This is a genomic window from Streptomyces sp. NPDC001663 (assembly GCF_042893105.1).
Taxonomy (GTDB): Bacteria; Actinomycetota; Actinomycetes; order Streptomycetales; family Streptomycetaceae; genus Streptomyces.
The window spans coordinates 309,253-332,442 of record NZ_JBIAUR010000008.1 but is presented as its reverse complement, the minus strand read 5'-3'; the positions used below and the strand labels follow the sequence as shown (position 1 = coordinate 332,442).

At 70.7% G+C, this 23,190-nt stretch carries 25 protein-coding genes; 11 read left to right on the top strand and 14 right to left on the bottom strand.

Annotation, left to right across the window (positions count from 1 at the left end; translation table 11 throughout):
• Window positions 1–65 precede the first annotated feature (65 nt).
• The 6 genes from ACFY1L_RS26695 (at window position 66) to ACFY1L_RS26670 (ending at window position 6,150) form a co-directional block, all read left to right on the top strand.
• A complete protein-coding gene (locus tag ACFY1L_RS26695) occupies window positions 66–1,406 on the top strand; it encodes a DUF2252 domain-containing protein (RefSeq protein ID WP_388829255.1) in 1,341 nt (446 codons plus the stop codon).
• A 67-nt stretch (window positions 1,407–1,473) separates the two neighbouring features.
• Window positions 1,474–2,028, top strand: coding sequence for a chemotaxis protein CheB (locus ACFY1L_RS26690; RefSeq protein ID WP_388829878.1), 555 nt, complete (start codon window positions 1,474–1,476; stop codon window positions 2,026–2,028).
• 10 nt (window positions 2,029–2,038) lie between these two features.
• Entirely contained in the window at window positions 2,039–3,919 is a 1,881-nt protein-coding gene (locus ACFY1L_RS26685) for a CheR family methyltransferase (protein WP_388829252.1), read from the top strand.
• A gap of 24 nt (window positions 3,920–3,943) precedes the next feature.
• The gene (locus tag ACFY1L_RS26680) at window positions 3,944–4,807 is read left to right on the top strand and encodes an ANTAR domain-containing protein (RefSeq protein WP_388829250.1); all 864 of its coding nucleotides are present in this window, start codon (window positions 3,944–3,946) and stop codon (window positions 4,805–4,807) included.
• 76 nt (window positions 4,808–4,883) lie between these two features.
• Window positions 4,884–5,615, top strand: coding sequence for an ANTAR domain-containing protein (locus tag ACFY1L_RS26675; RefSeq protein WP_388829247.1), 732 nt, complete (start codon window positions 4,884–4,886; stop codon window positions 5,613–5,615).
• Window positions 5,616–5,847: 232 nt separating this feature from the next.
• Window positions 5,848–6,150: a hypothetical protein gene (locus ACFY1L_RS26670; protein WP_388829244.1), complete on the top strand. Its 303-nt coding sequence runs from the start codon at window positions 5,848–5,850 to the stop codon at window positions 6,148–6,150.
• Window positions 6,151–6,178: 28 nt separating this feature from the next.
• Here ACFY1L_RS26670 and ACFY1L_RS26665 read toward each other — a convergent pair whose 3' ends face one another.
• The 4 genes from ACFY1L_RS26665 to glnA form a co-directional block, all read right to left on the bottom strand.
• The gene (locus ACFY1L_RS26665) at window positions 6,179–6,763 is read right to left on the bottom strand and encodes a hypothetical protein (protein WP_388829241.1); all 585 of its coding nucleotides are present in this window, start codon (window positions 6,761–6,763) and stop codon (window positions 6,179–6,181) included.
• 3 nt (window positions 6,764–6,766) lie between these two features.
• Window positions 6,767–7,690: a zinc metalloprotease HtpX gene (gene htpX / locus ACFY1L_RS26660; RefSeq protein WP_388829238.1), complete on the bottom strand. Its 924-nt coding sequence runs from the start codon at window positions 7,688–7,690 to the stop codon at window positions 6,767–6,769.
• Window positions 7,691–7,816: 126 nt separating this feature from the next.
• Window positions 7,817–8,074, bottom strand: a complete 258-nt coding sequence (locus ACFY1L_RS26655) for a hypothetical protein (protein WP_388829235.1) — start codon at window positions 8,072–8,074, stop codon at window positions 7,817–7,819.
• 146 nt (window positions 8,075–8,220) lie between these two features.
• Entirely contained in the window at window positions 8,221–9,630 is a 1,410-nt protein-coding gene (gene glnA / locus ACFY1L_RS26650; protein ID WP_388829232.1) for a type I glutamate--ammonia ligase, read from the bottom strand.
• A gap of 197 nt (window positions 9,631–9,827) precedes the next feature.
• Between glnA and ACFY1L_RS26645 the strand changes: the two genes are divergently transcribed.
• Window positions 9,828–10,295 carry an RDD family protein gene (locus tag ACFY1L_RS26645; RefSeq protein ID WP_388829229.1) on the top strand — a complete coding sequence of 156 codons (468 nt, stop codon included), beginning with the start codon at window positions 9,828–9,830 and terminating at the stop codon, window positions 10,293–10,295.
• A gap of 85 nt (window positions 10,296–10,380) precedes the next feature.
• On the opposite strand, the gene ACFY1L_RS26640 is transcribed toward ACFY1L_RS26645, so the two are convergent.
• The 4 genes from ACFY1L_RS26640 to lipB form a co-directional block, all read right to left on the bottom strand.
• On the bottom strand, window positions 10,381–11,082 hold the full coding sequence (locus ACFY1L_RS26640) for a DUF4191 domain-containing protein (protein ID WP_388829226.1): 702 nt from the start codon (window positions 11,080–11,082) through the stop codon (window positions 10,381–10,383).
• A 60-nt stretch (window positions 11,083–11,142) separates the two neighbouring features.
• Complete coding sequence (locus ACFY1L_RS26635) at window positions 11,143–11,343, bottom strand: hypothetical protein (protein ID WP_361256678.1); 201 nt, start codon at window positions 11,341–11,343, stop codon at window positions 11,143–11,145.
• 277 nt (window positions 11,344–11,620) lie between these two features.
• Window positions 11,621–12,586, bottom strand: coding sequence for a lipoyl synthase (gene lipA / locus ACFY1L_RS26630; protein WP_388829223.1), 966 nt, complete (start codon window positions 12,584–12,586; stop codon window positions 11,621–11,623).
• A gap of 106 nt (window positions 12,587–12,692) precedes the next feature.
• Window positions 12,693–13,490: a lipoyl(octanoyl) transferase LipB gene (lipB, locus tag ACFY1L_RS26625; protein WP_388829220.1), complete on the bottom strand. Its 798-nt coding sequence runs from the start codon at window positions 13,488–13,490 to the stop codon at window positions 12,693–12,695.
• Window positions 13,491–13,743: 253 nt separating this feature from the next.
• Here lipB and ACFY1L_RS26620 point away from each other — a divergent pair, with 253 nt between their 5' ends.
• Window positions 13,744–15,180 (top strand): regulator, encoded by a 1,437-nt coding sequence (locus ACFY1L_RS26620; RefSeq protein ID WP_388829217.1) that lies wholly within the window; start codon window positions 13,744–13,746, stop codon window positions 15,178–15,180.
• A 93-nt stretch (window positions 15,181–15,273) separates the two neighbouring features.
• Here ACFY1L_RS26620 and ACFY1L_RS26615 read toward each other — a convergent pair whose 3' ends face one another.
• The gene (locus tag ACFY1L_RS26615) at window positions 15,274–16,617 is read right to left on the bottom strand and encodes an NAD(P)/FAD-dependent oxidoreductase (protein WP_388829214.1); all 1,344 of its coding nucleotides are present in this window, start codon (window positions 16,615–16,617) and stop codon (window positions 15,274–15,276) included.
• Between the two features lie 174 nt (window positions 16,618–16,791).
• Window positions 16,792–17,688 (bottom strand): TIGR01777 family oxidoreductase, encoded by an 897-nt coding sequence (locus ACFY1L_RS26610; protein ID WP_388829211.1) that lies wholly within the window; start codon window positions 17,686–17,688, stop codon window positions 16,792–16,794.
• A gap of 41 nt (window positions 17,689–17,729) precedes the next feature.
• Between ACFY1L_RS26610 and ACFY1L_RS26605 the strand changes: the two genes are divergently transcribed.
• Entirely contained in the window at window positions 17,730–18,218 is a 489-nt protein-coding gene (locus ACFY1L_RS26605; RefSeq protein ID WP_388829208.1) for a GNAT family N-acetyltransferase, read from the top strand.
• Between the two features lie 12 nt (window positions 18,219–18,230).
• Here ACFY1L_RS26605 and ACFY1L_RS26600 read toward each other — a convergent pair whose 3' ends face one another.
• Window positions 18,231–19,415 (bottom strand): MarP family serine protease, encoded by a 1,185-nt coding sequence (locus tag ACFY1L_RS26600; protein ID WP_388829205.1) that lies wholly within the window; start codon window positions 19,413–19,415, stop codon window positions 18,231–18,233.
• A gap of 363 nt (window positions 19,416–19,778) precedes the next feature.
• Here ACFY1L_RS26600 and ACFY1L_RS26595 point away from each other — a divergent pair, with 363 nt between their 5' ends.
• Window positions 19,779–20,582, top strand: a complete 804-nt coding sequence (locus ACFY1L_RS26595) for a peptidoglycan recognition protein (RefSeq protein ID WP_388829202.1) — start codon at window positions 19,779–19,781, stop codon at window positions 20,580–20,582.
• A gap of 6 nt (window positions 20,583–20,588) precedes the next feature.
• Here the strand turns inward: ACFY1L_RS26595 and ACFY1L_RS26590 are convergent, their stop codons facing one another.
• On the bottom strand, window positions 20,589–21,716 hold the full coding sequence (locus ACFY1L_RS26590) for a lipid II:glycine glycyltransferase FemX (protein ID WP_388829199.1): 1,128 nt from the start codon (window positions 21,714–21,716) through the stop codon (window positions 20,589–20,591).
• Between the two features lie 92 nt (window positions 21,717–21,808).
• On the opposite strand from ACFY1L_RS26590, the gene ACFY1L_RS26585 reads away from it, so the two are divergent.
• Window positions 21,809–22,036 carry a hypothetical protein gene (locus ACFY1L_RS26585; protein ID WP_388829196.1) on the top strand — a complete coding sequence of 76 codons (228 nt, stop codon included), beginning with the start codon at window positions 21,809–21,811 and terminating at the stop codon, window positions 22,034–22,036.
• Between the two features lie 11 nt (window positions 22,037–22,047).
• Here the strand turns inward: ACFY1L_RS26585 and ACFY1L_RS26580 are convergent, their stop codons facing one another.
• A complete protein-coding gene (locus ACFY1L_RS26580; protein WP_388829194.1) occupies window positions 22,048–22,590 on the bottom strand; it encodes a carboxymuconolactone decarboxylase family protein in 543 nt (180 codons plus the stop codon).
• Window positions 22,591–22,625: 35 nt separating this feature from the next.
• Window positions 22,626–23,144: a DUF4240 domain-containing protein gene (locus tag ACFY1L_RS26575; protein WP_388829875.1), complete on the bottom strand. Its 519-nt coding sequence runs from the start codon at window positions 23,142–23,144 to the stop codon at window positions 22,626–22,628.
• Between the last annotated feature and the right edge of the window lie 46 nt (window positions 23,145–23,190).

The window sequence follows — 23,190 nt, the reverse complement described above, 5'->3', positions numbered from 1 at the left end:
TCAGGAGAGGGCGGCCACGGAACCGGAGGCGTGATGGGCAAGCGCGGCATGCGTCGGTGGGTGCGATGACCACGCCCGTGGTCCGTGCCGAGGTCGGCAAGGCCGCCCGCAAACGCGTGCCCCGTTCCGCCCACGGCCACTGGGTCCCGCCCGTCGACCGGTCCGACCCCGTCGCCGTACTGGAGCGGCAGGGACGCGACCGGCTGCCGGAGCTGCTGCCCATCCGGTACGGGCGGATGGCCGCGTCGCCGTTCGCCTTCCTGCGCGGCTCGGCCGCCGTGATGGCCGCCGACCTCGCCTCCCGGCCGCACACCGGGCTCACCGTGCAGCTCTGCGGCGACGCCCACCTGCTGAACTTCGGGCTGTACGCCTCCCCGGAACGGGCGCTGCTCTTCGATCTCAACGACTTCGACGAGACGTTCCCCGGCCCCTTCGAGTGGGACGTCCAGCGCCTCGCGGCGAGCGTGGCCGTGGCCGCCCGCGAGAACGGGCACGCCGAGGACAAGGTCCGCCGGGCGGCCGTGGAATCGGCGGCCGCGTACCGCACGACCCTGCGGCGGCTGGCCCGGCGCGGCGAGCTCGAGGTCTGGTACGAGCGCATCGACGCCGAGAGCCTGCTGCCACTGGCCCGCTCCGCGCGCCGCCGCCGGCAGGTCGCCTCCAGCCTGACCAGGGCCCGCCGCCGCACCAGCCTGCACGCCCTCGGCAAGCTGACCGAGGTCGTCGACGGGCGCCGCCGGATCATCAACGACCCGCCGCTCCTCGAACCCGCCGGCGCCTCCGACATGGCCTCCCTGCGCAAGATCTTCAGCGACTACCGCTCCACCCTCTCCGAGGAGCGCCGCCTGCTCCTGGACCGCTACCGCTTCGTCGACGCCGCCCGCAAGGTCGTCGGCGTCGGCAGCGTCGGCCTGCGCTGCTTCGTCGTACTGCTCGCCGGACGGGACGCCGACGACCCGCTGTTCCTGCAGATCAAGGAGGCCCGCAAGTCCGTACTGGAGGAGCATCTGCCGAACGGGCCCTACGTCCATCCCGGGCATCGGGTCGTCGCAGGTCAGCGGCTGCTGCAGGCCGCCAGCGACATCTTCCTTGGCTGGATGAGCGGACCCCAGGGCCGCGCCTACTACTGGCGGCAGCTGCGGGACATGAAGGGCTCCGCGGACGTCGCCGGCATGGACCCCACCACCCTCCTGGCCTACGCCCGCCTGTGCGGCACCGCCCTGGCCCGCGCACACGCCCGCTCCGGCGACCGCATCGCCATCGCCGCCTACCTGGGCGGCGCCGACACCTTCGAGCAGGCCGTCGCCGACTTCGCCCTCGGCTACGCCGACCAGACGGTGCAGGACCACGCGGCCCTGGGCGCCGCGGTGGCCGCCGGTGTGGTCACGGCGGCGCCCGAAGTGTGACGTCCGGGCCTACGCTGGGCGAGTGGAGCCTTCCGCACCCCTGCCCGACGGCTTCGAGGTCGTCGCCATGGCCTCCTCCGCAGGCGGCATCGGTGGCCTGAGCACCCTGCTCGGCGCCCTGGACGCCGACCTGCCGGTGCCGGTCCTGATCGTCCAGCACCTGGACCCCCGCCACCGCACCGTCATCGCGGAGGTCCTGGGCCGCCGTACGCCGCTGCCGGTGAAACTCGCCGAGGACCACGAGCAGACCAGCCCCGGCATGGTCTACATCGCACCCCCCGACCGGCACCTGCTCGTCCGCCCCGGCGGCCTGCTCACCCTCACCGACAGCGAGCTGGTGCACTTCGTGCGGCCCTCCGCCGACCTGCTGTTCGAGTCGGTCGCGGGGGCGTACGGGCCGAGGGCCATCGCGTGCGTGCTCACCGGGACCGGGCGGGACGGCGCGATGGGCGTGGACGCCGTCAAGTCGCGCGGCGGCACCGTCATCGTCCAGGATCCGGCGACAGCCGAATTCAGAGGCATGCCGGAGGCGGCGGTGGGTACGGGCACAGTGGACTTCGTGCTACCTCTGGAGGAGATCGCCGCGGTGATCCGCGGACTGGTCGGGACCAAGAGGCAGTAGCAGAGAAGTGGTGGCAGCAGCGATGGGCGAGGGACAACCGGACCTGGAGACCGACGAGGAACTGGAGGAGCTCCTCGGTTTCCTGCGGGACACCCGCGGATTCGACTTCACCGGCTACAAGAGGTCCTCGCTGGGCCGGCGCATCCGTAAGCGCATGGCGGACGCGCGCGTGACGTCGTACACCGACTACCGCGACCGCCTGGAGACGAACGCGGACGAGTTCAACGCGCTGTTCAACACGATCCTGATCAACGTCACGTCCTACTTCCGCGACCCCGACGCCTGGACGTTCCTACAGCGCGAGGTCATGCCCGAACTGCTCGCGCAGAGCGGGTCCGACGAGGAGATCAGGGTGTGGAGCGCGGGCTGCTCCAGCGGCGAGGAGGCCTACTCGCTGGCGATCATGTTCGCCGAGGCACTGGGCCTGGAGGAGACACTCGAACGGGTCAAGATCTACGGCACCGACGTCGACGACGAGGCGCTGCGCGACGCCCGCTCCGGTCTGTATCCGGCCAAGGCGCTCGGACAGCTGGAGCCGGAGCTGCGCGACAAGTACTTCGAGCAGAGCGGCGCCCGCTTCGTCTTCCGCCCCGACCTGCGCCGCCGGGTGATCTTCGGCCGCCACGACATCACCCGCGACGCCCCGATCTCCCGCCTCGACCTGCTCGTGTGCCGCAACACGCTGATGTACTTCAACGTCGAGGCGCAGACCCAGATCGTCGACCGCTTCCACTTCGCCCTTCGCGAGGGCGGTTTCCTCTTCCTCGGCAAGGCGGAGATGCTGCTCAACGACGGTGACCGGTTCGACGTGATGAGCATGCGCCAGCGCACCTTCCGGCGCCGCCCGGGCGTGGCCTCGCCGCCGTACCAGCCCGCCCCGGTGAAGATCAGGACGGGGATGAGCGGCGATCTGCACAGCGTCGCCCGCCACCGCCAGCTGCGCGACCTCATCCTCGACTCGACCCCGAGCGCCACCGTGGCCGTCGACGCCGACGGCATGGTCATCCTCGTCAACAGCCACGCACGCGTGCAGTTCGGCCTCTCCTCGAACGACATCGGGCGCCCCTTCCAGGACCTGGAGATCTCCTACCGCCCGGTCGAACTGCGCTCCCTGATCGAACAGGCCGCCCACGAGCGGCGCACCCTGCGCGTCAACGGCGCCGAACGCCGGACCGGGGAGGACGTCCAGTACTTCGACATCCTCGTCCAGCCGCTGGCCGGCCCCGACGGCCTGACCGCGGCCGTCAACATCACGTTCACCGACGTCACCGTCGCCACCCAGCTCAAGTCCGAGATCAAGCGCGTACGCGAGGACCTTGAGACGGCGTACGAGGAACTCCAGTCCACCAATGAGGAGTTGGAGACGACGAACGAGGAACTCCAGTCGAGCATCGAGGAGCTGGAGACCACCAACGAGGAACTCCAGTCCACGAACGAGGAGCTGGAGACCACCAACGAGGAACTCCAGTCCGGCAACGAGGAACTGGAGACCATGAACGAGGAGATGCGGGTCCGCACCGAGGAGCTGGACGAGGCCCGCGCCTTCCTGGAGGCGGTGCTGACCTCCATCGCCGCCGGAGTCGTCGTCCTCGACCAGGGCCTGAAGGTCAAGAGCTGGAACCGCGGCGCCGTCGACATGTGGGGCCTGCGCCCGGACGAGGTCCTCGACCAGCCCTTCTACGGCCTCGACTTCGGGCTGCCCGTCGAGAAGCTGCGCGAGACCATCCAGATCTGCGTCGAGACCGGCAGACGCGGAGAGCCGCTGCCCGTACCGGCCGTCAACCGCCTCGGCAGGGCGATCACGTGCCTGGTGCACTGCAGTCCTTTCGACGGACACAACGGCGGAGTCGTCCTGCTCATGGAAGAGCGCCCGACGAACAGCCCGGGCTGAGCGGGCGGGGCGTACGATTCCGGTATGGCCACCGCAGATGGGGCCCACGACCGCATGGCTTCCGCGGAGCGGAAGGCCGCCGTGGCGCGCGCCCGTTCGGCGCACGAGACCAGCCGTGCCGAGCGCCAGGAGACCCTCGCCGACGAGGCCACCACCGAGGTGGGCAGAGACATCCATCTGCGGATCGCGGCCCTCCACCGCTCGACAGCAGGCCGCCACAGCACCGCGGCGCGTCTGCAGGGCGAGTACGTGACCCGGCTCGCGGCCTGGGCGGGCACGGGGGAGATCGCACTGCCCCTGTTCATGACGGGGGTCGCGGAGGCCTGCGGCACCAGCAGCGCCGCCCTCACGCTGGTCGGAGCGACCCTCGACCAGCTCGCCCTGGCCGCATCCGACGATTCGTCCCGCGCCGCCCAGGAGCTGGAGTTCCTGCTCGGCGAGGGGCCGGCCCGGGACGCGACCAGCCAGGCCCGCGCGGTGACGGCGGTCGGCTCGGCGCTGACCGACCGCTGGCCCGGCTACGGACCTGCGGTGACCGAACTCGGCATCGAGGAGGTGACGGCCGTACCGCTGAACATGTCGGGCACCTGCGTCGGCGCCCTCACGATCTTCGATCCGGCCCCGCGCCTCGCCGGCTCGGACACCTTCGCCGAGGTCGCCGACGTCCTCACCCGCACCATGATCCTCAACCCGGACGGCGACCCCGGCCTGTACGGCGGCACCGACCTGCGCGCCATGGTGCACCAGGCCGCGGGCATGGTCTCCGTGCACCTCGACTGCCCGGTGGCCGACGCACTGGAACAGATCAAGGCACGCGCCTTCGCCGAGGGCACCTCGGCACACTCCGTGGCAGAGCGAATCCTGCGCGGTGAGCTGCGTCTCGACTGAGGCGGGGTAACCGAGACCCATGTCCAAGAGGCCGATGTCCGACGAGAGTCCGATGTCCGAGAGGTGAGGGAAGCTCATGACCAGGACCGCGTCACAGCAACAGCTGGCGACGGCGTTCGTCGACCTCGCCGCGAGCGCGGTCACCGACCCTGCCGATCCGACCGGACTCCTCGAAGACCTCGCGGCACACGGATCCGAGCTGCTCGACGACTGCGCGGCGATCGTTGTGTACGCCCCCGACGAGCGCACCCCGGTGCAGGTGGCAGGCACCGGCGAAGAACTGGTGCGGCTGGTGCGCGACGCCGCGAAGTGGGGCGAAGGCCCCGGCGTGGAAGCCCGCCGCACCGGCCGCCCGGTGCCGGACACCGCCCTCGACGGCGGCCCGGCCCGCCGGGACTGGCCGCGCTGTGCGCCCCGCGCCGTCGAGCTGGGCTACGGCCGGGCCGCCGCCCTGCCCCTGCACGTCGGCGAGGACACCCTGGGCGCCCTGGTGCTGCTGGGGCCCGGCAGCACACCGCTGCGCCCCGAGCTTCTGGAGCTGGGCCAGTCGCTCACCGACGCGGCCGGCTGGACCCTGGAGCGGGCTCGCCGACTGCACGAGAGCCGTGCCCTGGCCGAGCAGCTGGGCCAGGCCCTGACCAGCCGTATCGTCATCGAACAGGCCAAGGGCACGCTCGCCGCCCGCCTCTCCGTCTCGGTCGACGAGGCCTTCCGCCTGTTGCGCAGCCACGCCCGCTCGCACCGCCGCCGCCTCACGGACGTGGCCCGCGAGGTAGTGGAACGGCGACTGGAAGTGCCCGCGGAGTAGGCGAGGGCGTGGGCGAGGGCGCGAAAAACCAGATGCACGGTGCGTGATCGCGTCCGTACTCTGGACACACGTTGCGGAGCTGCCCACCACCGCTTTCCGCAGGACAGGCATCACCCTGCGGACTCGGGGCTACTCTCTAACGCACCGACGGACGGACGCCCTTCCCCCAGCGCCCCGTCGGGAGAAACACACCAACACCGCTCGATCACCCACGCCCAAACGGAGGCCCGTCATGGGCACCATCGTCATCTCCGGGACCGTCGTCCTGGTCGTCTTAGGATTCGGAAACCACGTCTGGTGGCTGGCCGCGGTCGCCGTGCTCTTTCTGTACCTGCAGTACGGGCGAAGCTCGACCCCGACCTCCTCCTCGGGGGGCGGGGCCGCCTCGTCGGGAGGTTCCTCGTCGGGAGGGGCCATGCCGGCGACGTACCAGGCCTACCGCAAGCGCCGTGACATGCAGGCCAAGTGGGAGCGCCGCTACCGCCGCGAGCGCCCCATGGAGTCCCGGCGTCAGGAGCGCGAGAAGAGCAAGTGAGACGATCCGAGCCGCTGGTGAGCGCCGGTCACAGCCCCGGCGCGCCCCACACGGGGAACCAGCGGTTCAGATCCTGCTCCATCCGCAGGTCGTCGCCGAGGGCCGCCTTGACCTGGAGTTCCAGCGCGTTGTCGCGCCGCTGCCCACCGCCGGGCAGCGGCGCGAACGGGTAGAACGTGCCGCGCTTGTACAGGTAGACCAGCGCGAGCCGTTTGCCGCCCTCGGCCTCGAACCCGGCCAGGGAGCACAGCAGTTGGGGGCCGAAGCCGTTGACCTCCATCGAACTGTTCACCGCGTGCAGGTCGTTGACCAGCTCGGACAGCTGCCCGGGGGAGCGACGCGAGACCAGCCACGAGTAGCCGTACTCGTCCTGCTTGAGTTCCACCGGGAAACCGTCCCGGTCGGCGTCCGCGTCCAGCAGCGCCTGGACCTCCCGGTGTGTCTGCTCGAAGGCCCCGCCCTCGACCGTGGCGAAGCACACCGCACCCGTGCCGGTCGGCGTGAAACCGGCCGCGGCCTCGAGGGTCACGGCCGCCGACGGCAGCGCGAAGAGCCGGTCCAGGTCGGGCAGGACCGGTTTGGTACGGCCGAGCAGAATGTCCAGAAGCCCCATGCATCATCCCTTTCCGGGGGTTGCCGCCTCACCCAACTCCGCGGAGATCCGGCCCAGTTGATCGAGCCGCTGCTCCAGGGACGGGTGGGTGGAGAAGAACCGCTCGATGCCCGGCTCCTTGCCCGTCGCCGGGGTGAAGTAGAAGGCGTTGAAGGCCTGCGCCGTCCGCAGGTCCTTGGTCGGGATCCGGGCGATGTCGCCGGACACCTTGGTCAGCGCGGAGGCCAGCGCCGAGGGCCGCCCGGTGAGCAGCGCCGCCGCCCGGTCCGCGGCCAGCTCCCGGTACCGGGACAGGGCCCTGATCAGCAGGAAGCTGATCGCGTACACGGCGGCCGACACCCCCATCACGGCGGCGAAGATCACCGCGGTGTTCTGGTCCCGCCGGCCACCGCCGAACAACTGGCTGTAGAAGGCGAACCGCACGATCAGCCCCGCGATCACACCGAGGAACGACGCGATCGTGATCACGGCGACGTCCTTGTGCGCCACATGCGACAGCTCGTGCGCGAGCACACCCTCCAGCTCGGCGGGCTCCAGTCGCCGCAGCAGGCCGGTCGTCACGCACACCACCGCGTGGTCGGGATTGCGCCCGGTCGCGAACGCGTTCGGCATGTCCATCTCGGACACGGCGACCACCGGCTTCGGCATGTCGGCGATCGCACACAGCCGGTCGACCACCGCGTGCAGCTCGGGATACTCCTCGCGCTCCACGACCCGCCCGCGCATGGCGAACATCGCGATCCGGTCGGAGAACCAGAACTGCGCGACGAACATCACCGCCACCACCGCGACGACCAGCAACCAGGACTTCAGCAACACGATCAACGCGGCGACGAAGGCCACGTACAGCAATCCGAGCAGGAACATTGTGACCGTCATCCGCACGGTCAACCGCCGGTCGCTCCGGAAGCGGCTCTGCATCTGCATCACCCCGCAGTCAGGCACTCGTCCCACTGCCAGTGTGCACCCGGCCACTCCCATGAAGTGGTTCCGATCGGCCCTAGGAGCTGCAAAAGGTCCCTGTCAGCAGCCGCGGCCCGGCCGCAGCCGGTTCTAGTACGGCGCCTGGAACCGCGCGTATCCCAGCAGCAGGATCACCGCCGCCACACACCCCAGCACGATGGCCGTCGACACCCACGACGACCGGCGCGGCGCCGCCGGCTCCGGGTCGGCGCGGAAGGGCTGCGGCTCGGGCGGATTCTCCTTCCACCGCGCGGCCAGCATCCGGGCCCGCGCCGAGGGTTCCTTGTGCTCGGCCTGATCGGCCCACCTGATGTCGAACTCCCGCTCAGCGTCGTCCTGTTCGGACATCCCCGTATCTCCCCGTTGCCTCTGGCGAAACCGTCTGTGCGCCGTCTGTGTCGAACAGCAGTGCCAGAGCATACGACGACGCCCCCGCCCTGTGAAACAGGAACGGGGGCGCCGGACGGCTCACGCGTGGTGCACGCGCGGTCCGATCACACGTCGAAGTAGAGCTCGAACTCGTGCGGGTGCGGGCGCAGCTGCAGCGGGGCGATCTCGTTCGCGCGCTTGAAGTCGATCCAGGTCTCGATCAGGTCGGCCGTGAAGACGTCGCCGGCGAGCAGGAACTCGTGGTCGCGCTCGAGGGAGTCGAGGACGGCCGGGAGCGAGGTCGGGACCTGCGCGACGTTGGCGTGCTCCTCGGGAGCCAGCTCGTAGAGGTCCTTGTCGATCGGCTCGGCCGGCTCGATCTTGTTCTTGATGCCGTCCAGGCCCGCGAGCAGCAGCGCGGAGAAGGCCAGGTACGGGTTGCCGGAGGAGTCGGGCGCACGGAACTCGACGCGCTTGGCCTTCGGGTTCGAGCCGGTGATCGGGATACGCATGGCCGCGGAGCGGTTGCGCTGCGAGTACACCAGGTTGATCGGCGCCTCGAAGCCCGGCACCAGACGGTGGTAGGAGTTCACCGTCGGGTTGGTGAAGGCCAGCAGCGACGGGGCGTGCTTGAGGATGCCGCCGATGTAGTAGCGGGCGGTGTCCGACAGGCCCGCGTAGCCGGCCTCGTCGTAGAACAGCGGGTCGCCGTTGGCCCACAGCGACTGGTGCACGTGCATGCCCGAGCCGTTGTCGCCGAAGATCGGCTTCGGCATGAAGGTCGCGGTCTTGCCGTTGCGCCAGGCCACGTTCTTCACGATGTACTTGAAGAGCTGCAGGTCGTCGGCGGCCGAGAGCAGCGTGTTGAACTTGTAGTTGATCTCGGCCTGGCCGGCGGTGCCCACCTCGTGGTGCTGGCGCTCGACCTGCAGACCGGCCCTGCCCAGCTCCAGGGAGATCTCGGCGCGCAGGTCGGCGAAGTGGTCGACCGGCGGGACCGGGAAGTAGCCGCCCTTGTAGCGGACCTTGTAACCACGGTTGTCCTCGAGGGCACCGGTGTTCCAGGCGCCGGCCTCGGAGTCGATGTGGTAGAAGCTCTCGTTCGCGCTGGTCGCGAAGCGGACGGAGTCGAAGACGTAGAACTCGGCCTCGGGACCGAAGTACGCGGTGTCCGCGATACCGGTCGACGCGAGGTAGGCCTCGGCCTTCTTGGCCACGTTGCGCGGGTCACGGGAGTACTGCTCGCCCGTGATCGGGTCGTGGATGAAGAAGTTGATGTTGAGGGTCTTGTCGCGGCGGAAGGGGTCGACACGGGCGGTCGACAGGTCCGCGCGCAGGGCCATGTCGGACTCGTGGATCGCCTGGAAACCACGGATCGAGGATCCGTCGAACGCGAGCTCCTCGTCCGGGTCGAACGACTCGACGGGCACCGTGAAGTGCTGCATGACGCCCGGCAGGTCGCAGAAGCGGACGTCGATGAACTTGACGTCCTCGTCCGCGATGAACTTCTTGGCCTCGTCGGCGTTCTGGAACATCCAGCTCCTCCTACTCCCGACCGTCCTGCCGGGGTGGTAGTTCGTTCGTGCGGCCAGTGCGGTGGCACACGCTGTCCTCGACACTAGGGACGCGTGATTTCTCGGGCGTGACCCATTTGTTTCGCACAAGTTAACCGGACCCAGCCCGGTGTACCCCACCTGTCCGTATCGCGAAACGCGAGCAGTACGGTGGACGGGTGGACAACAGGGATGCAATCGGCTCGTGGCTCTCGGGCCCGCGTGAGGCCGCGGAGAGGGCCGGTGTCGACTTCGGATACCGGGGCGAACAGCTCGGTCTGCCGGAGGAGGGCCCGGGTTCGATCGCCCGCCCCGGCCGCCGCTTCGGAGCCCTCATCGTCGACTGGGGCCTGTGCCTCTTGATCGCATACGGTCTTATTACTCACGGCTACAACCAGGCCACCGGCAACTGGGCCCTGCTCGTCTTCTTCCTGCTCGGCGTCCTGACGGTCGGCACCATCGGCTTCACTCCGGGTAAGCGCCTCTTCGGCCTCCGCGTGGTCGCTCTGGACACGGGCCGCCCCAACCCCCTGCGGGCCGCCCTCCGCACCGCCCTGCTGTGCATCGCGATCCCGGCCCTGATCTGGGACCGCGACGGCAGGGGCCTTCATGACCGCCTGGCCCGCACGGTCGAGGTCCGCATCTAGCGTTCGTACGACGAAGGGGGCGCCCGGAGAGTGATCCGGGCGCCCCCTTTCTCGTACGAGGGAGTCAGCGGCCTTGAAGAGGCGCTCAGCGGGCCTTCGGTCCGCCCTTCGGGAGCTTCATGCCCTTCGGCATCGGCCCCTTCGGCAGCGGCATGTTGCTCATCAGGTCGCCCATGGCGCGCAGTCGGTCGTTGGTGGCAGTCACCTGCGGGCCGGTCAGCACGCGGGGGAGCTTCAGCATGGTGGTCCGCACCTTCTTCAGCTCGACCTGGCCCTCGCCCGTGCCGACGATCACGTCGTGCACCGGCACGTCCGCGACGATGCGGTTCATCTTCTTCTTCTCGGCGGCCAGCAGGCTCTTCACCCGGTTCGGGTTGCCCTCGGCGACCAGGACGATGCCGGCCTTGCCGACGGCCCGGTGCACCACGTCCTGGCTGCGGTTCATGGCCACCGCCGGAGTGGTGGTCCACCCCCGGCCGATGTTGTCGAGCACCGCGGCGGCCGCGCCCGGCTGGCCCTCCATCTGCCCGAAGGCCGCCCGCTCGGCCCGGCGCCCGAAGATGATCGCCGTCCCGAGGAAGGCGAGCAACAGGCCCAGGATTCCGAGATAGATGGGGTGACCGATCAAGAAACCGATCGCGAGGAAAACACCGAAGATGCCGATGCCGACAGCCGCGAGTACAAGACCGATCTTCTTGTCGGCCTTGCGGGTCATCTTGTAGGTCAGAGCGATCTGCTTGAGTCGCCCGGGGTTCGCAGCGTCCGCTGCCGTGTCCTTCCTCGCCATGCCACGAAGTCTACGTGGCCCTGGGAGCGCCGTACGACGGCAGTGCCCGGAGGCTGGGATTCAGGGGTGGGTGACGAGGGTCTGCTCGATTACGCGCTGTGCCTCGACACGGTCCTTGGCGCGGCGGCGGTCCTCCAGGACGGAGGTCCATGCGTTGCGACGGGCGGTGCGCTGGCCGCTGCTCATCAGCAGCGACTCGACGGCACGCAGTGCATCGGTGAACGACGGGATCGCGGTGGCGCGAACGGGCGCGGCCTGCATGGTGGAGGTCCCCCCTCGGATACGGGCGCTCGGTGTGGGTGTACGTGGTGTGAGTCCAGCGTTACTGATTGGTGTTACCAGGGCGTGACCGACCGGTCAAACACCAATGAAGCCTTGATGCGACGGGCGAAAATACTGACGCGGCCCTGACGACGCCCTCATCTGCGAGGACGGTCAGAACCGCGTCGAATCGGCCGTTACCGGCGAGTAGCTACTTGTGCTCAGATTCACACGGAGGAGTGGCACTCCGTGCCATCTGAGGCGGTCGGTGCAATCGTCAGACGGCCTGCGAGGCGACGTACGAACCGCGCTTCTCGACGGCCATCTGGTACAGCCGGCCGGCACGGTACGAGGACCGGACGAGCGGGCCGGACATCACGCCCGAGAAGCCGATCTGCTCGGCCTCCTCCTTGAGTTCGACGAACTCGTGCGGCTTGACCCAGCGCTCCACGGGGTGGTGGCGCACCGACGGGCGCAGGTACTGCGTGATGGTGACCAGCTCGCAGCCGGCCTCGTGCAGCTGCTTCAGCGCGTCGCTGACCTCCTCGCGGGTCTCGCCCATGCCGAGGATGAGGTTCGACTTGGTGACGAGGCCGTAGTCGCGGGCGGCCGTGATGACCTTCAGCGAGCGGTCGTAGCGGAAGCCGGGGCGGATGCGCTTGAAGATCCGCGGGACCGTCTCGACGTTGTGCGCGAAGACCTCGGGGCGCGAGGAGAAGACCTCTTCGAGCTGCTCGGGGATCGCGTTGAAGTCGGGGGCGAGCAGCTCCACCTTCGTCCGTCCGGCCTCGCGGTCGGCGGTCTGGCGGTGGATCTGGCGGACCGTCTCGGCGTACAGCCAGGCGCCGCCGTCCTCCAGGTCGTCGCGGGCGACGCCGGTGATGGTGGCGTAGTTCAGGTCCATCGTGACCACGGACTCGCCGACGCGGCGCGGCTCGTCGCGGTCCAGCGCCTCGGGCTTGCCGGTGTCGATCTGGCAGAAGTCGCAGCGCCGGGTGCACTGGTCGCCGCCGATGAGGAAGGTCGCCTCGCGGTCCTCCCAGCACTCGTAGATGTTGGGGCAGCCGGCTTCCTGGCAGACGGTGTGCAGGCCCTCGCTCTTCACGAGGTTCTGCATCTTCGTGTACTCGGGGCCCATTTTCGCCCGGGTCTTGATCCACTCGGGCTTGCGCTCGATGGGGGTCTGGCTGTTGCGGACCTCCAGGCGCAGCATCTTGCGTCCGTCGGGTGTGACTGCGGACACATCGGCTCCCTGTAGCTTCGATTCTTCGGCGTACACCAGCGTACGCCCGTGTTTACTCAGCTCTGCTGTCAGGCCAACCGCATGGCTCCAGGGCTGATTCCCGGGGTCAGGCGGTCGCCTTCTCGATCTCCCGCGGCTTCAGCTCCGCGTTCTCCAGTACGTCCTTCAGATGCCGCTCCACGACCGGCAGCACCTCGGCGATCGTCACGTCCCGGCCGAGTTCGTCGGCCAGGGAGGCCACGCCCGCGTCCCGGATCCCGCACGGGATGATGCGGTCGAACCACTTGTTGTCCGGGTTCACGTTGAGTGCGAAACCGTGCATCGTGACGCCCTTGGCCACGCGGATGCCGATCGCCGCGATCTTGCGGTCCTCGCGGCGCTGGCCGGCGTTGGACGGGGCGTACTCCGGGCCGTTCATGCGCGGGTCGAATTCCTCGTCGTGCAGACGGGGGTCGAAGTCGAGGGAGAGGCCGCCGATCGCCGGGCGCTGCTCGACCGGGTCGCCGAGGATCCAGACGCCGCTGCGGCCCTCGACCCGGCTGGTCTCCACCCCGAACTCCGCGCACGTGCGGATCAGGGCGTCCTCCAGGCGCCGGACATGGGCCACCACGTCCACCGGGCGCGGGAGCTTCTGGATGGGGTAGCCCACCAGCTGGCCCGGGCCGTGCCAGGTGATCTTGCCGCCGCGGTCCACGTCGATGACGGGAGTGCCGTCCAGGGGCCGCTCGTTGTCCGCGGTGCGCCGTCCGGCCGTATACACCGGAGGGTGTTCAAGGAGCAGTACGGTGTCGGGGATCTCGTCGGCGAATCGCGCCGCGTGCACCCGGCGCTGCTCGTCCCACGCCACCTGGTACTCGACCGCCTCGGCATCGAATCCCATGCGGACGAACCGCAACTCACTCACGGCAAGCGCCTCCCTAGAAGGTCGTAAGGCACGAAACGTGCCTACGCCACTGTACGACCGACTGTTCTGCGTCAGCCCCGCGGGCAATCCTCACACGATCGGATGAACGAACGTCGAAGTGTGCGAGCGCCTGCTCACTCTCCGCTACATTCGCGCCGTTCACAGAGGCCATAAGGGCTGCTCACAGGCAATCCGGGCACGGCAGGGCCGGCAGCGGCCCTGGAGGCCCGAAAGGCAGGAGACCGCACCGCAGATGACGGAACGACCCGCGCAGCGCACGCCCAACCGACAGCTCGCCGCGCTCATCGCAGAAGCCGGGTTCTCCAACGCGGGTCTCGCCCGTCGAGTCGATCAGCTCGGTCTCGAACACGGGCTTGATCTCAGATACGACAAGACGTCCGTCACCCGTTGGCTGCGCGGGCAGCAGCCCCGCGGCACCACTCCCGCCCTGATCGCCGAGGTCTTCACCCGCCGCCTCGGTCGCCGCCTCACCGCCCAGGACCTCGGGCTCGACGCCTGTGCGCCGGTGTACGCCGGGCTCGAGTTCGCCGCGACCCCCGAGGAGGCCGTCGACATCGTCGGCGGGCTCTGGCGCAAGGACTCCGGCTCGCACGCCGAGCTGCGCAAGATCGCGTTCACGCCGGCCGGACTCGTCGTACCCAGCCGCGACTGGCTGATCGGCCGCGCCGACGACAAGGTCGCCCGCGGCGAACAGCCCTTCCGTGTCCCGGCCCAGGGCCGCCCGGTCGTCCCCCAGCAGCGCGGCCGGGCCGAGCGCGGCCCCGGCCAGAAGGTCACCGGCGGCGACATCGCCGCGCTGCGCTCGGTCGGCGAGCTGTTCCGCACCCTCGACAACATGTACGGCGGCGGCCACGCCCGCCAGGCCCTGGTGCGCTACCTGGAGCACGAGTGCGAGCCGATGCTGCGCGGCACGTACGGCGAGCAGACGGGGCGGCGGCTGTTCGCGGCCGCGGCCGATCTGACGCGGCTCGCCGGCTGGACGTCGTACGACATCGCCGCGCACGGGCTCGCCCAGCGGTACTTCGTGCAGGCGCTGCGGCTCGCGCAGGCGTCGGGGGACCGGGCGTACGGCTCGTACGTCCTCGTCACCATGAGCCGGCAGGCCGTCTATCTCGGGCACGGGCGCGAGGCGGTGCAGCTTGCACGGGTCGCCCAGCAGGGGGTCGGGACCAACGCACCGCCCGTCGTGCAGGCGTTGCTGCACTCGGCCGAGGCACGTGGGCACGGGGTGCTGGGGGAGGTGCGGAACTGTACGGCCTCGCTGGTGCGTGCGGAGCGGGCGCTGGAGGCAGCGCGGGCCGGGGACGAAGTTCCTTACTGGGCGCGGTTCTTCGACGAGGCGCAGCTTGCCGATGAGTTCGGGCATGCGCACCGTGACTTGCAGCAGTTCCGGGCCGCCGCTCAGCATGCCGAGCGGTCGCTTCAGCTGCGGGCGCCCTCCTTTGCCCGTAGTCGGTTGTTCTGTCGGGTGGTGCTTGCCTCTGCGCGGCTGGGGCTCGGGGAGCTTGATCAGGCCTGTGCGTTGGGGGCCGAGGCGGCGGGGGCTGCTGCGGAGATGCGGTCTGTGCGGGCGGTTGAGTATGTGCGGGAATTCGAGCGGAGGTTGGAGCCGTACAAGGATGCGGCGCCTGTGCGGGGGTATCGCGACAAGGTCGCGGCACTGGGGTGACTGTTCGCCGTAACTCCGGGACGTTGTAGGGCTTGTGCGGGCTTGTTGTGGCTGGTCGCGCATTTCCCCGCGCCCCTGAAAAACAGGCCCGCTTCAGGCAGCCTCCGTTGTGGGGAGCGGGTCGGCCCTGTGCATCGATCCGGATGCCCCCAGGTCCGTCAGGATCGCCGTTGAAGCGCGGCGGCCGGAGTGCAGGGCGCCCTGGACCGTGCTTGTGTCTCGGTGGTCGCCGCAGACGTAGAGGCCTGCCAACAGCCTTACCGGGCGGCGCAGGTCGTGTGGTGGGCGCATTGCGGGGACGGCCTCGGGGCTGTGGTGGACGGCAAGGGTTTCCCAGCGGTGGGTCGGGGTGCCGTAGAGGCGTGAGAGGTGCATGCGTACGGCGGTGTCCAGGTCGACCGGGGGGCGGCCCAGGACCGTGGAGGTGATGAGCGCGCGGCCTGCGGGGGCCCGGGTCGGGTCCACCGCGCTCACGACCGCCGTGTGGGCCACCGGGCCGCCGCGGTCGGCGTCCAGGAGGAGGGACGCGTCTGTCGTGGGTGGGTCGTCCGTCGTGTGGTGGACCAGCGTCAGCGGGTGGAAGTCCGGTACCCGCAGGCCCGGCAGCAGTTCGGCGGCGGCGCGGGCGTCCGTGGCCAGCAGTACCGCCCGGCAGCGGATCTCGCCGTGCTCGGCGGTGGTCACCGTGCTGGTGGAGACCGAGGTGACGCGGACTCCCGTGTGCACGGTGCCCGGCGGCAGTGCCCGGGCGAGCAGGTCCGGCAGCATCTCGGCACCGCCCTCCGGCAGGCACAGGCGTCCGCAGACGAAGGCGCGCAGCGCGAGGTCGGCGCAGCGGCTGGACGTCGTCAGGTCCGGGTCGCACAGCAGGGCGGCGAGCAGCGGGCGCAGGAAGCCGTCGATCGTGCGGGCGGGGACACCGCGGGCGGCCAGGGCCTGGCCGGCGGGCAACTCGGGCCGGGACAGCAGCCGTTCGACGGGCATTCCCGCGAGCCGCGTGAGCGCCGCGCCCAGCCGGGCCTGATCGACGGCCGTGCCCAGCGGGGCGCCGGTGCGCGGGGCGCTCTTGGCGGGGGCGCTCGCCAGGGCGCGTACTGCATGGAGTGCGCCCCTTGCGCCCCCTGCGCCTGCCTGAGCGCCCGCGCGGTGGTGGCGGCCGTCGCTGTGCAGCAGGACGCCCGGCGCGAACGGGCGCAGGACGAGGGCGTCGAGGCCGGGTGTGAGGCGTAGTTCGGGGTACGCGGTGGACAGCAGCTGTCCGATGCGGTCGAGGCGGAACCCGTCGACCTTCTCGGTCGACATGCGGCCACCGACACAAGGGGCGGCCTCCAGGACCGCGGTCGTCACTCCTGCGCTGGTCAGCCGATGCGCCGCCGAGAGCCCGGCGACCCCGGCTCCCACGATGACGACGTCCGCCTGGTACGCGGGCTCAAGCACGTGCCCCTCCTCGAGGTTGCGCGGCCGGTGGAGACGTCATGCCCCCAACAGGCCCTGGGAATACCCGAGTTCGGGTCGAGGTTAGGGCCGTGATCGGTCAAGAACAGTCGCGCACGAACAGGGCACGGTCGCACGGTGGTCGCATACGGTCACAGTGCGTCGTTCGGACGGGCTTCACCGTGCGGCTCGAATCGCCGCCTCGATGTCCGGGAACGCGAACGTGAAGCCCGACTCCAGCAGCCGTTTCGGCAGCACCCGCGCGCTGCCCAGCACGTCCCCGGACATCTCGCCGAGCACGGCGCGCAGCACGGGCGCGGGCACCGTGAACAGCGTCGGCCGGTGCAGCACGCGCCCCATCGCCGCGGTGATCTCACGGTTCGTCAGCGGGTTCGGGGCGGTGAGGTTGAAGGGGCCGGACAGGCCGTCGGTGTCGACGAGATGCCGGATCGCGGCGACCTCGTCGTGCAGGGAGACGTACGACCAGTACTGGCGGCCGTCGCCCATCCGGCCGCCCAACCCCGCCTTGAACAGCGGGAACAGCCGGCCCCAGGCGCCGCCGTGCCGGTCCACGACGAGCCCTGTGCGGGCGAACACGGTCCGTACGCCCGCCTCCTGCGCGGGTGCGGTGGCGGCCTCCCACTCCACGCACAGCTCCGGCAGGAAGCCCTTCCCGTGCGGTGCGCTCTCGTCGACCTCACGGTCGCCCGTCTCGCCGTAGTAGCCGATCGCGCTGCCGTTCACGAACACCCGCGGCTTCTCGTCCAGCGAGGCGATCGCCTCCGCCAGCGCCGTGGTGCCCAGTACCCGGCTGCTGCGGATCCGCGCCTTGTAGTCCTCCGTCCAGCGGCGGTTGCCCACCCCCGCGCCCGCGAGGTTGACCACGGCGTCGCATCCGGCGAGCCCGGCCGCGTCCACGCGCCCGCCCTCGGGATCCCAGCGGATCTCGTCCTTCGTCCGGGGCGCCCGGCGCACCAGCCGCACCACCTCGTGCCCGTCGGCGGTCAGGGACCGCGCCAGGGCGCCGCCGATGAGCCCGGACGCACCGGCCACCGCGATTCGGGAACGTTCCATGACCCCCATTCTGCGCGGCGGGCGCACGTAAGGTGGCCGCCATGCCCGTACCGCACATACGTCATGCCACCCTCGACGACGAGGACGCACTGGGTCTCCTCGACCGGATCACCTGGTCCACGCTGCACTCCGTCGGACCGAGGCCCCAGCCGCCGTACGAACCCTTCTTCGACGAGCGGTTCGGGCCGCGGGACCACCTCGTCGCCGAGCTCGACGGGGAACTCGTCGGCTACATCCGGCTGGGGTACCCGACCCCGCTCGCGTCCAACTCCCATGTCCGCCAGATCCAGGGGCTGGTCGTCGCCGAGAAGGCGCGCGGGGCAGGCGTCGGCCGGGCGCTGCTGCGGGCCGTGCGGGAGGAGGCCCGCCGGCAGGGGGCGCGCCGGCTGACCCTGCGCGTGCTCGGGCACAACACCCCGGCCCGGGGGCTCTACGAGGCCGAGGGGTTCGTGGTCGAGGGCGTGCTGCCCGAGGAGTTCCTCCTTGACGGCGAGTACGTGGACGACATTTTCATGGGATGCCGTCTCTGACCCAGAGGGCTGCTACGACGTGACCAGGTCGCCCGTGTCCACCGCCGCCGTCGCGCTCGCCGCGCGCCCGGCGTCGGAGGAGACCTCGGCCGCCGTCAGCACGTAGCCCGTCTCGTTGTCGGAGGTGGAGCGGGCGAACACCACGCCGTAGACCCGGCCCCCGGTCGTCAGCAAGGGGCCGCCGGAGTTGCCGGGCCGGACGGTCGAGCGGATCGAGTAGATCTCGCGGGTCACCATGCCGTCGCTGTAGATGTTCTGGCCCGTGGCGCGGACGCGGTTGGCGACGGTGGCCGCCTGGAGGTTCAGGTCGCCGTCCTGCGGATAGCCCGCGACGACCGCGGAGTCGCCGCGCGAGGCGCTGTCGTCGAACTTCAGGACCGGCGCGCGCAGCCCGGGCACGTACAGCACGGCCACGTCCTTCTGCGGGTCGAAGAGCACCACCCGTGCCTCGTACGACCGCCCGACCCCGCCGATCCGTACGCTCGGGTCGTCGATGCCCGCCACCACGTGCGCGTTGGTCATCACGTGCTCGCGCGCGTACACGAACCCGCTGCCCTCACGGCCCTGGTCGCCGGAGACGCCCTCGATCTTCACCGTGCTCAGCTTGGCCGCGTTCGTGGCGCTCGCGGTGACGCTGTCGCCGGTGGGCTTGGCGACCTCGGCCGTCGACTCGTTCTCGAACGGGTTGAAGACCTGCGGGAAGCCTGCCTGGGTGAGCGCCGACGTGGCCCGCGAGAACCAGGTGGGCGTCGTGTTCGGCATGGCGTCCTGTACGGCGCCGAGCAGCGCCGAGTCCCGGATCGCGGTCGTGACCACCGGCGACGAGGACGCGCCCAGGACACTCGCGGCGACCCACGCCACGATCAGCACCGCCACCGAGTTCGCCGCGGCCCCGCCGACCCCGTCGGCCACCCTGAGCGGCCCCTGGTCCAGCTCGCGGCGCAGCCGGAGCGCCAGCCGCCCCGCCAGCTCGTGCCCCACCACCGCCGGGACCAGCACCGTCAGCACCGCGGCCACGGTCGCGCGGGTCGTCCCCGCCGTCACCAGGTCCATCACCCACGGCAGCACCCACACGCCGATCACCGCGCCGCCCACGAACCCGGCGAGCGAGACGCAGCCGGCCACCAGTCCGCGCCGGTAGCCGGACGCCGCGTAGGCCACAACCACCAGCAACAGCAGGATGTCGAGCAGGTCCACGGAGCCGCCTTTCTCTCAGATCACCCCTAGGGGGTGTCGCCAGATTCCCCTCTGCTCCGCGACGCCCGGCACGCGCATCTGCGGCGTTGTCGTCAGTCGCCGACGCTCCGCGTCGACTCCCTCCTCCGCCTTGCAGCTGCACGCACCGGCCGCCGCGGAGCCCGCCCTTCGGGCGGACGAGGGGAATCTGGCGACACCCCCTAGTACGCGCAGGACGGGCCCAGTGATCAGCCACGCGCGCGTGGAGGCCGGAACCCGCCACGCGTGCGTGCATCAGGAAAAACGTCTCGGACCAGGACGATGGTTCCACCGGGTGGCACAGCACACATCGCGGACGGAGCGGATCGGGCCGAGAGTGAAGTCATGCGTGTCCGCAGATCGCGAGGACCACGGCAAGCACGCGCGTGCATACCCCGCCCCGCGCGCCTGCTGCTGTCCTGGCTGCCCGGCCTGGCCGCCGTCCTCGGGCTGGTGCTGTGCGCCGACGGCATCGGACACACCGGCGCGAAGCACCGGCCGCCGGTGGCCGCCCGCCCCGCCGTCGTGCACGCCGCGGCCAGGCCGCACATCGTGCCCCGGTCGGTCTGGCTGGATTCCCTCGCCCGGCACGTCCAGCCGCCGCCGCGCTACGACGACAAGGTCGTCGCGGTCTTCGTCCACCACACCGACTCGCCCAACGGCTACGACTGCGCGGACGTGCCCCGCATCATCCGCTACCTCTACGCGGGCCAGACCGGCGCCCGGCAGTGGGACGACATCGGCTATAACTTCCTCGTCGACCGCTGCGGCACCGTCTACGAGGGCCGCTCGGGCGGCGTCGACCGCCCCGTCACCGGCGCCCACACCCAGGGCTTCAACCACCGCACGGCCGGCATCGCCGCCATCGGCACCTTCACGGCGGGCGTCGCCGTGCCCAAGGCGATGACGGACGCGATCGCCGCCCTCGCCGCCTGGAAACTGGGCCTCGCCGGCATCGACCCGCGCAGCAAGGCGCACCTGGTCTCCAGCAACAGCCTCAGCCGCTACGCAGCCGGCACCGCCGCCACCCTGCCCGCCCTCGCCGGCCACAAGGACGCCTACATGACCAGCTGCCCCGGCCTGGCACTCATCGCCAGCCTCCCCGAGATCAGACAGCAGGCGGCGCGACTGCAGGGCCGGATCCCGTAGCGGGGTTCACCTGCGCCCGAGATAGACCCGCACCGCCCGCTGCAGCACCCTGCCCTGGCTGCCCACCGGCCGCTCCCACTCGCCGAGGTACTCCACGGCCCGGCCGCCCGCCCCCGTCTTGAAGCGCAGCCGGCCGAGCAGCCGGTCCTCGGTGAGGGCGGGGGTGATGGAGCGCAGGTCGTACGTGTCGGCGCCCGCGCCCCGGGCGTCACACAGCATCCGCCACAACAGCGCGCTGCTGGGCCGCAGTTCACGGCCCCGGCGGCCGGACGCGGCGTAGGAGTGCCAGGCGCAGGAGCCGACGTTGATCATGAGCGCGGCGGAGAGCACCTCGCCGTCGTACTCGGCGAGATAGATCCGCAGCCGGTCGTCGTCCTCGGCGTTCAGGGCCTTCCACATGCGCCCGAAGTACTCCGGCGGGCGGGCCTTGAAGCCGTCGTGGGCGGCGGTCGCGGCGTACAGGCGGTAGAAGTCGGGCAGGTCGGCGGCCGAGCCCCAGGAGACACGGACGCCCGCCTGCTCCGCCGTGCGCAACGCCTGCTCCCAGTGCGGGGCGAGGGCCTCGCGCAGCTCGCTCACCGACCGTCCCGCGATCGGGATCCGACAGCCGTAGCGCGGCTGCCCCAGCCCGAAGCCGCTGCCGTCGTCCTTCTCGCACCGCCGCCACCCGAGCCGCGCCAGCCGCTCGGCCGCGTCCAGCGCGTACCCGTCGATGCCGGCCGCCGGAAGATCGTGCAGATGCCGTACGTCGGGGTCGGCGATGCCCGCCGTGACGGTGGCCGCCTCCCAGTGCCGTACGACGACGGGCGGGCCGATGCGCAGCGAGAACGCCCCGCGTTCCTCCACGTGGGCGACGAGCGGATCGAGCCACTGCTCCAGGCGCGGGCTCCACCAGTCGATCGCGGGGCCGTCGGGGAGGTAGGCGAGGAAGCGGCGGGTGCCGGGCAGCGGCCGGTACAGCACGAGTGCCGCGGCGACCATCAACTTCCCCTCGAACCAGCCGACGCTCTCGGCCAGCCAGTCGGGCTTCACATCCGCCCACTCCGGTATCTGCAGATGACTCGCGTCGGGGTGCTGCCGCAGATGGGCCAGATGTTCCTCGCGGGTGATCTCCCTTACGTACGGGCTGGTCATGGCCTCACAGGTTTCTCTCAGCCGCCTCACGGATCTTCCCGAGGCGCGGTCCCTATCGTCATGCACACGCACTGACTGGAGGTGGGGAAGAAGTGAACAGTCTCAACAACACCACGCACAAGACCGAAGGCCGGCAGCGGAGTGCCCGCGGCCCCTGGGCGGCGCTCTGCGCGGCCGCCGCCGTGATCCTGGGCCCGGCCGCCGTCACCGCGTCCGCGCTGGACCAGGCCAACGCGGCCCCGATGCACCACGCGGTGAAGGCCGACCAGACGCAGGCCTACATCCCGTCGGACACGACCCGCCGCCGCACCGTCGCCTGACCCTGGTTCGCTCAGGTGTCGCCGTCCGCGCCGGACAGGCCCAGGAAACGCTCCCCGGACGGGTCTACGTCGACCGCGAGGCCGTTCATCAGGCCCGCGAGCATGACGTAGTAGCCGACCGTCGTGACGATCTCGACCACCTGCCGGTCGGTGAAGCGGGCGCGGAGGGCCGACAGCGTGCCCTCGGACAGGGTGTGCCCGGCCACCAGCTCGAAGGCCGCGGTCACGGCCGCCGACTCCGTCCCGTCGAACTCCGGCCCGTCGGAGCGCCGTTCGGCGATCGCCGCCAACTGCGCGGGCGTCGCCCCGGAGTTCAGCGCGATCGGGCGGTGCTGGACGGACTCGTACTCGCAGCGCGTACCGCTCGCGACCGCCATCACCACCAGCTCGCGCAACCGCACCGGAAGGGTCGACTCACGCAGCACGGCCAGGCCCAGGTCGATCGCCGAGTCCGTCAGCGGCGGGGCGTGGGAGAGCATGCGGAAGGCGTTGAGCGGCACCGGAAGCTTCGCCACGCCGTCGGCCGGACGCTCCGGGTACGGGATGCGGGCCATGGTCCCCCTTTGCTGCGCGTATGAAGGTGTGGTCGTCAGTCCCGGAAGCGTTCCCACAGCTTCGGATACCGCTCGGACAGCACCCGCTCGTTCTCGAAGTCGACGGGCGCGCCCTCCGGCTCGGAGGCCGCCGGCGGGATGCCCAGGTCGGGCGCGACGGTCCCGGTGAGCTGTTCGTAGGCCTCGTCCGCCGCGTAGCCCAGTTCCTCCCCGTCGCCGTCGATCTCCTCGTCGAAGTCGTCCAGGAGCTCGGCCAGCGAATCGGGATGGTGCACACCGCCCTCGTACACCTCGCGGCCCTGCCCGATCAGCCAGCACCGGAAGAAGTCGAACGCATCGTCGCTCGCCCCGTCGAGCAGCACCCAGGCCGCGCCCCAAAGGTCCCAGCTGTACGCACGGTTGTAGCGGGACTCGAAGTGACGGGCGAAGTCCAGGACCGTCTCCGGGTCGAGCTCCAGAAGCCGCTCCACGAGCAGGTCCGCCTGCTCCTCGGGGTCGCCCTCGGCGGCCTCGCGGGCGGCGTCCACCAGCTCCCAGAACTCCGACTCTTCCATCACGGGTACAGCATCGGCCCTGGGCGGGTGGGGCGCACGTGGAGTG

Excerpts from the sequence above, each read along its gene's own strand:
- ACFY1L_RS26695 (WP_388829255.1), top strand. The coding sequence starts at position 66 with ATGACCACGCCCGTGGTCCGTGCCGAGGTCGGCAAGGCCGCCCGCAAA.
- ACFY1L_RS26690 (WP_388829878.1), top strand. The coding sequence starts at position 1,474 with ATGGCCTCCTCCGCAGGCGGCATCGGTGGCCTGAGCACCCTGCTCGGC.
- ACFY1L_RS26680 (WP_388829250.1), top strand. The coding sequence starts at position 3,944 with ATGGCCACCGCAGATGGGGCCCACGACCGCATGGCTTCCGCGGAGCGG.
- ACFY1L_RS26675 (WP_388829247.1), top strand. The coding sequence starts at position 4,884 with ATGACCAGGACCGCGTCACAGCAACAGCTGGCGACGGCGTTCGTCGAC.
- ACFY1L_RS26670 (WP_388829244.1), top strand. The coding sequence starts at position 5,848 with ATGGGCACCATCGTCATCTCCGGGACCGTCGTCCTGGTCGTCTTAGGA.
- ACFY1L_RS26665 (WP_388829241.1), bottom strand. The coding sequence starts at position 6,763 with ATGGGGCTTCTGGACATTCTGCTCGGCCGTACCAAACCGGTCCTGCCC.
- htpX (WP_388829238.1), bottom strand. The coding sequence starts at position 7,690 with ATGCAGATGCAGAGCCGCTTCCGGAGCGACCGGCGGTTGACCGTGCGG.
- ACFY1L_RS26655 (WP_388829235.1), bottom strand. The coding sequence starts at position 8,074 with ATGTCCGAACAGGACGACGCTGAGCGGGAGTTCGACATCAGGTGGGCC.
- glnA (WP_388829232.1), bottom strand. The coding sequence starts at position 9,630 with ATGTTCCAGAACGCCGACGAGGCCAAGAAGTTCATCGCGGACGAGGAC.
- ACFY1L_RS26640 (WP_388829226.1), bottom strand. The coding sequence starts at position 11,082 with ATGGCGAGGAAGGACACGGCAGCGGACGCTGCGAACCCCGGGCGACTC.
- ACFY1L_RS26635 (WP_361256678.1), bottom strand. The coding sequence starts at position 11,343 with ATGCAGGCCGCGCCCGTTCGCGCCACCGCGATCCCGTCGTTCACCGAT.
- ACFY1L_RS26620 (WP_388829217.1), top strand. The coding sequence starts at position 13,744 with ATGACGGAACGACCCGCGCAGCGCACGCCCAACCGACAGCTCGCCGCG.
- ACFY1L_RS26610 (WP_388829211.1), bottom strand. The coding sequence starts at position 17,688 with ATGGAACGTTCCCGAATCGCGGTGGCCGGTGCGTCCGGGCTCATCGGC.
- ACFY1L_RS26605 (WP_388829208.1), top strand. The coding sequence starts at position 17,730 with ATGCCCGTACCGCACATACGTCATGCCACCCTCGACGACGAGGACGCA.
- ACFY1L_RS26595 (WP_388829202.1), top strand. The coding sequence starts at position 19,779 with ATGCGTGTCCGCAGATCGCGAGGACCACGGCAAGCACGCGCGTGCATA.
- ACFY1L_RS26590 (WP_388829199.1), bottom strand. The coding sequence starts at position 21,716 with ATGACCAGCCCGTACGTAAGGGAGATCACCCGCGAGGAACATCTGGCC.
- ACFY1L_RS26580 (WP_388829194.1), bottom strand. The coding sequence starts at position 22,590 with ATGGCCCGCATCCCGTACCCGGAGCGTCCGGCCGACGGCGTGGCGAAG.
- ACFY1L_RS26575 (WP_388829875.1), bottom strand. The coding sequence starts at position 23,144 with ATGGAAGAGTCGGAGTTCTGGGAGCTGGTGGACGCCGCCCGCGAGGCC.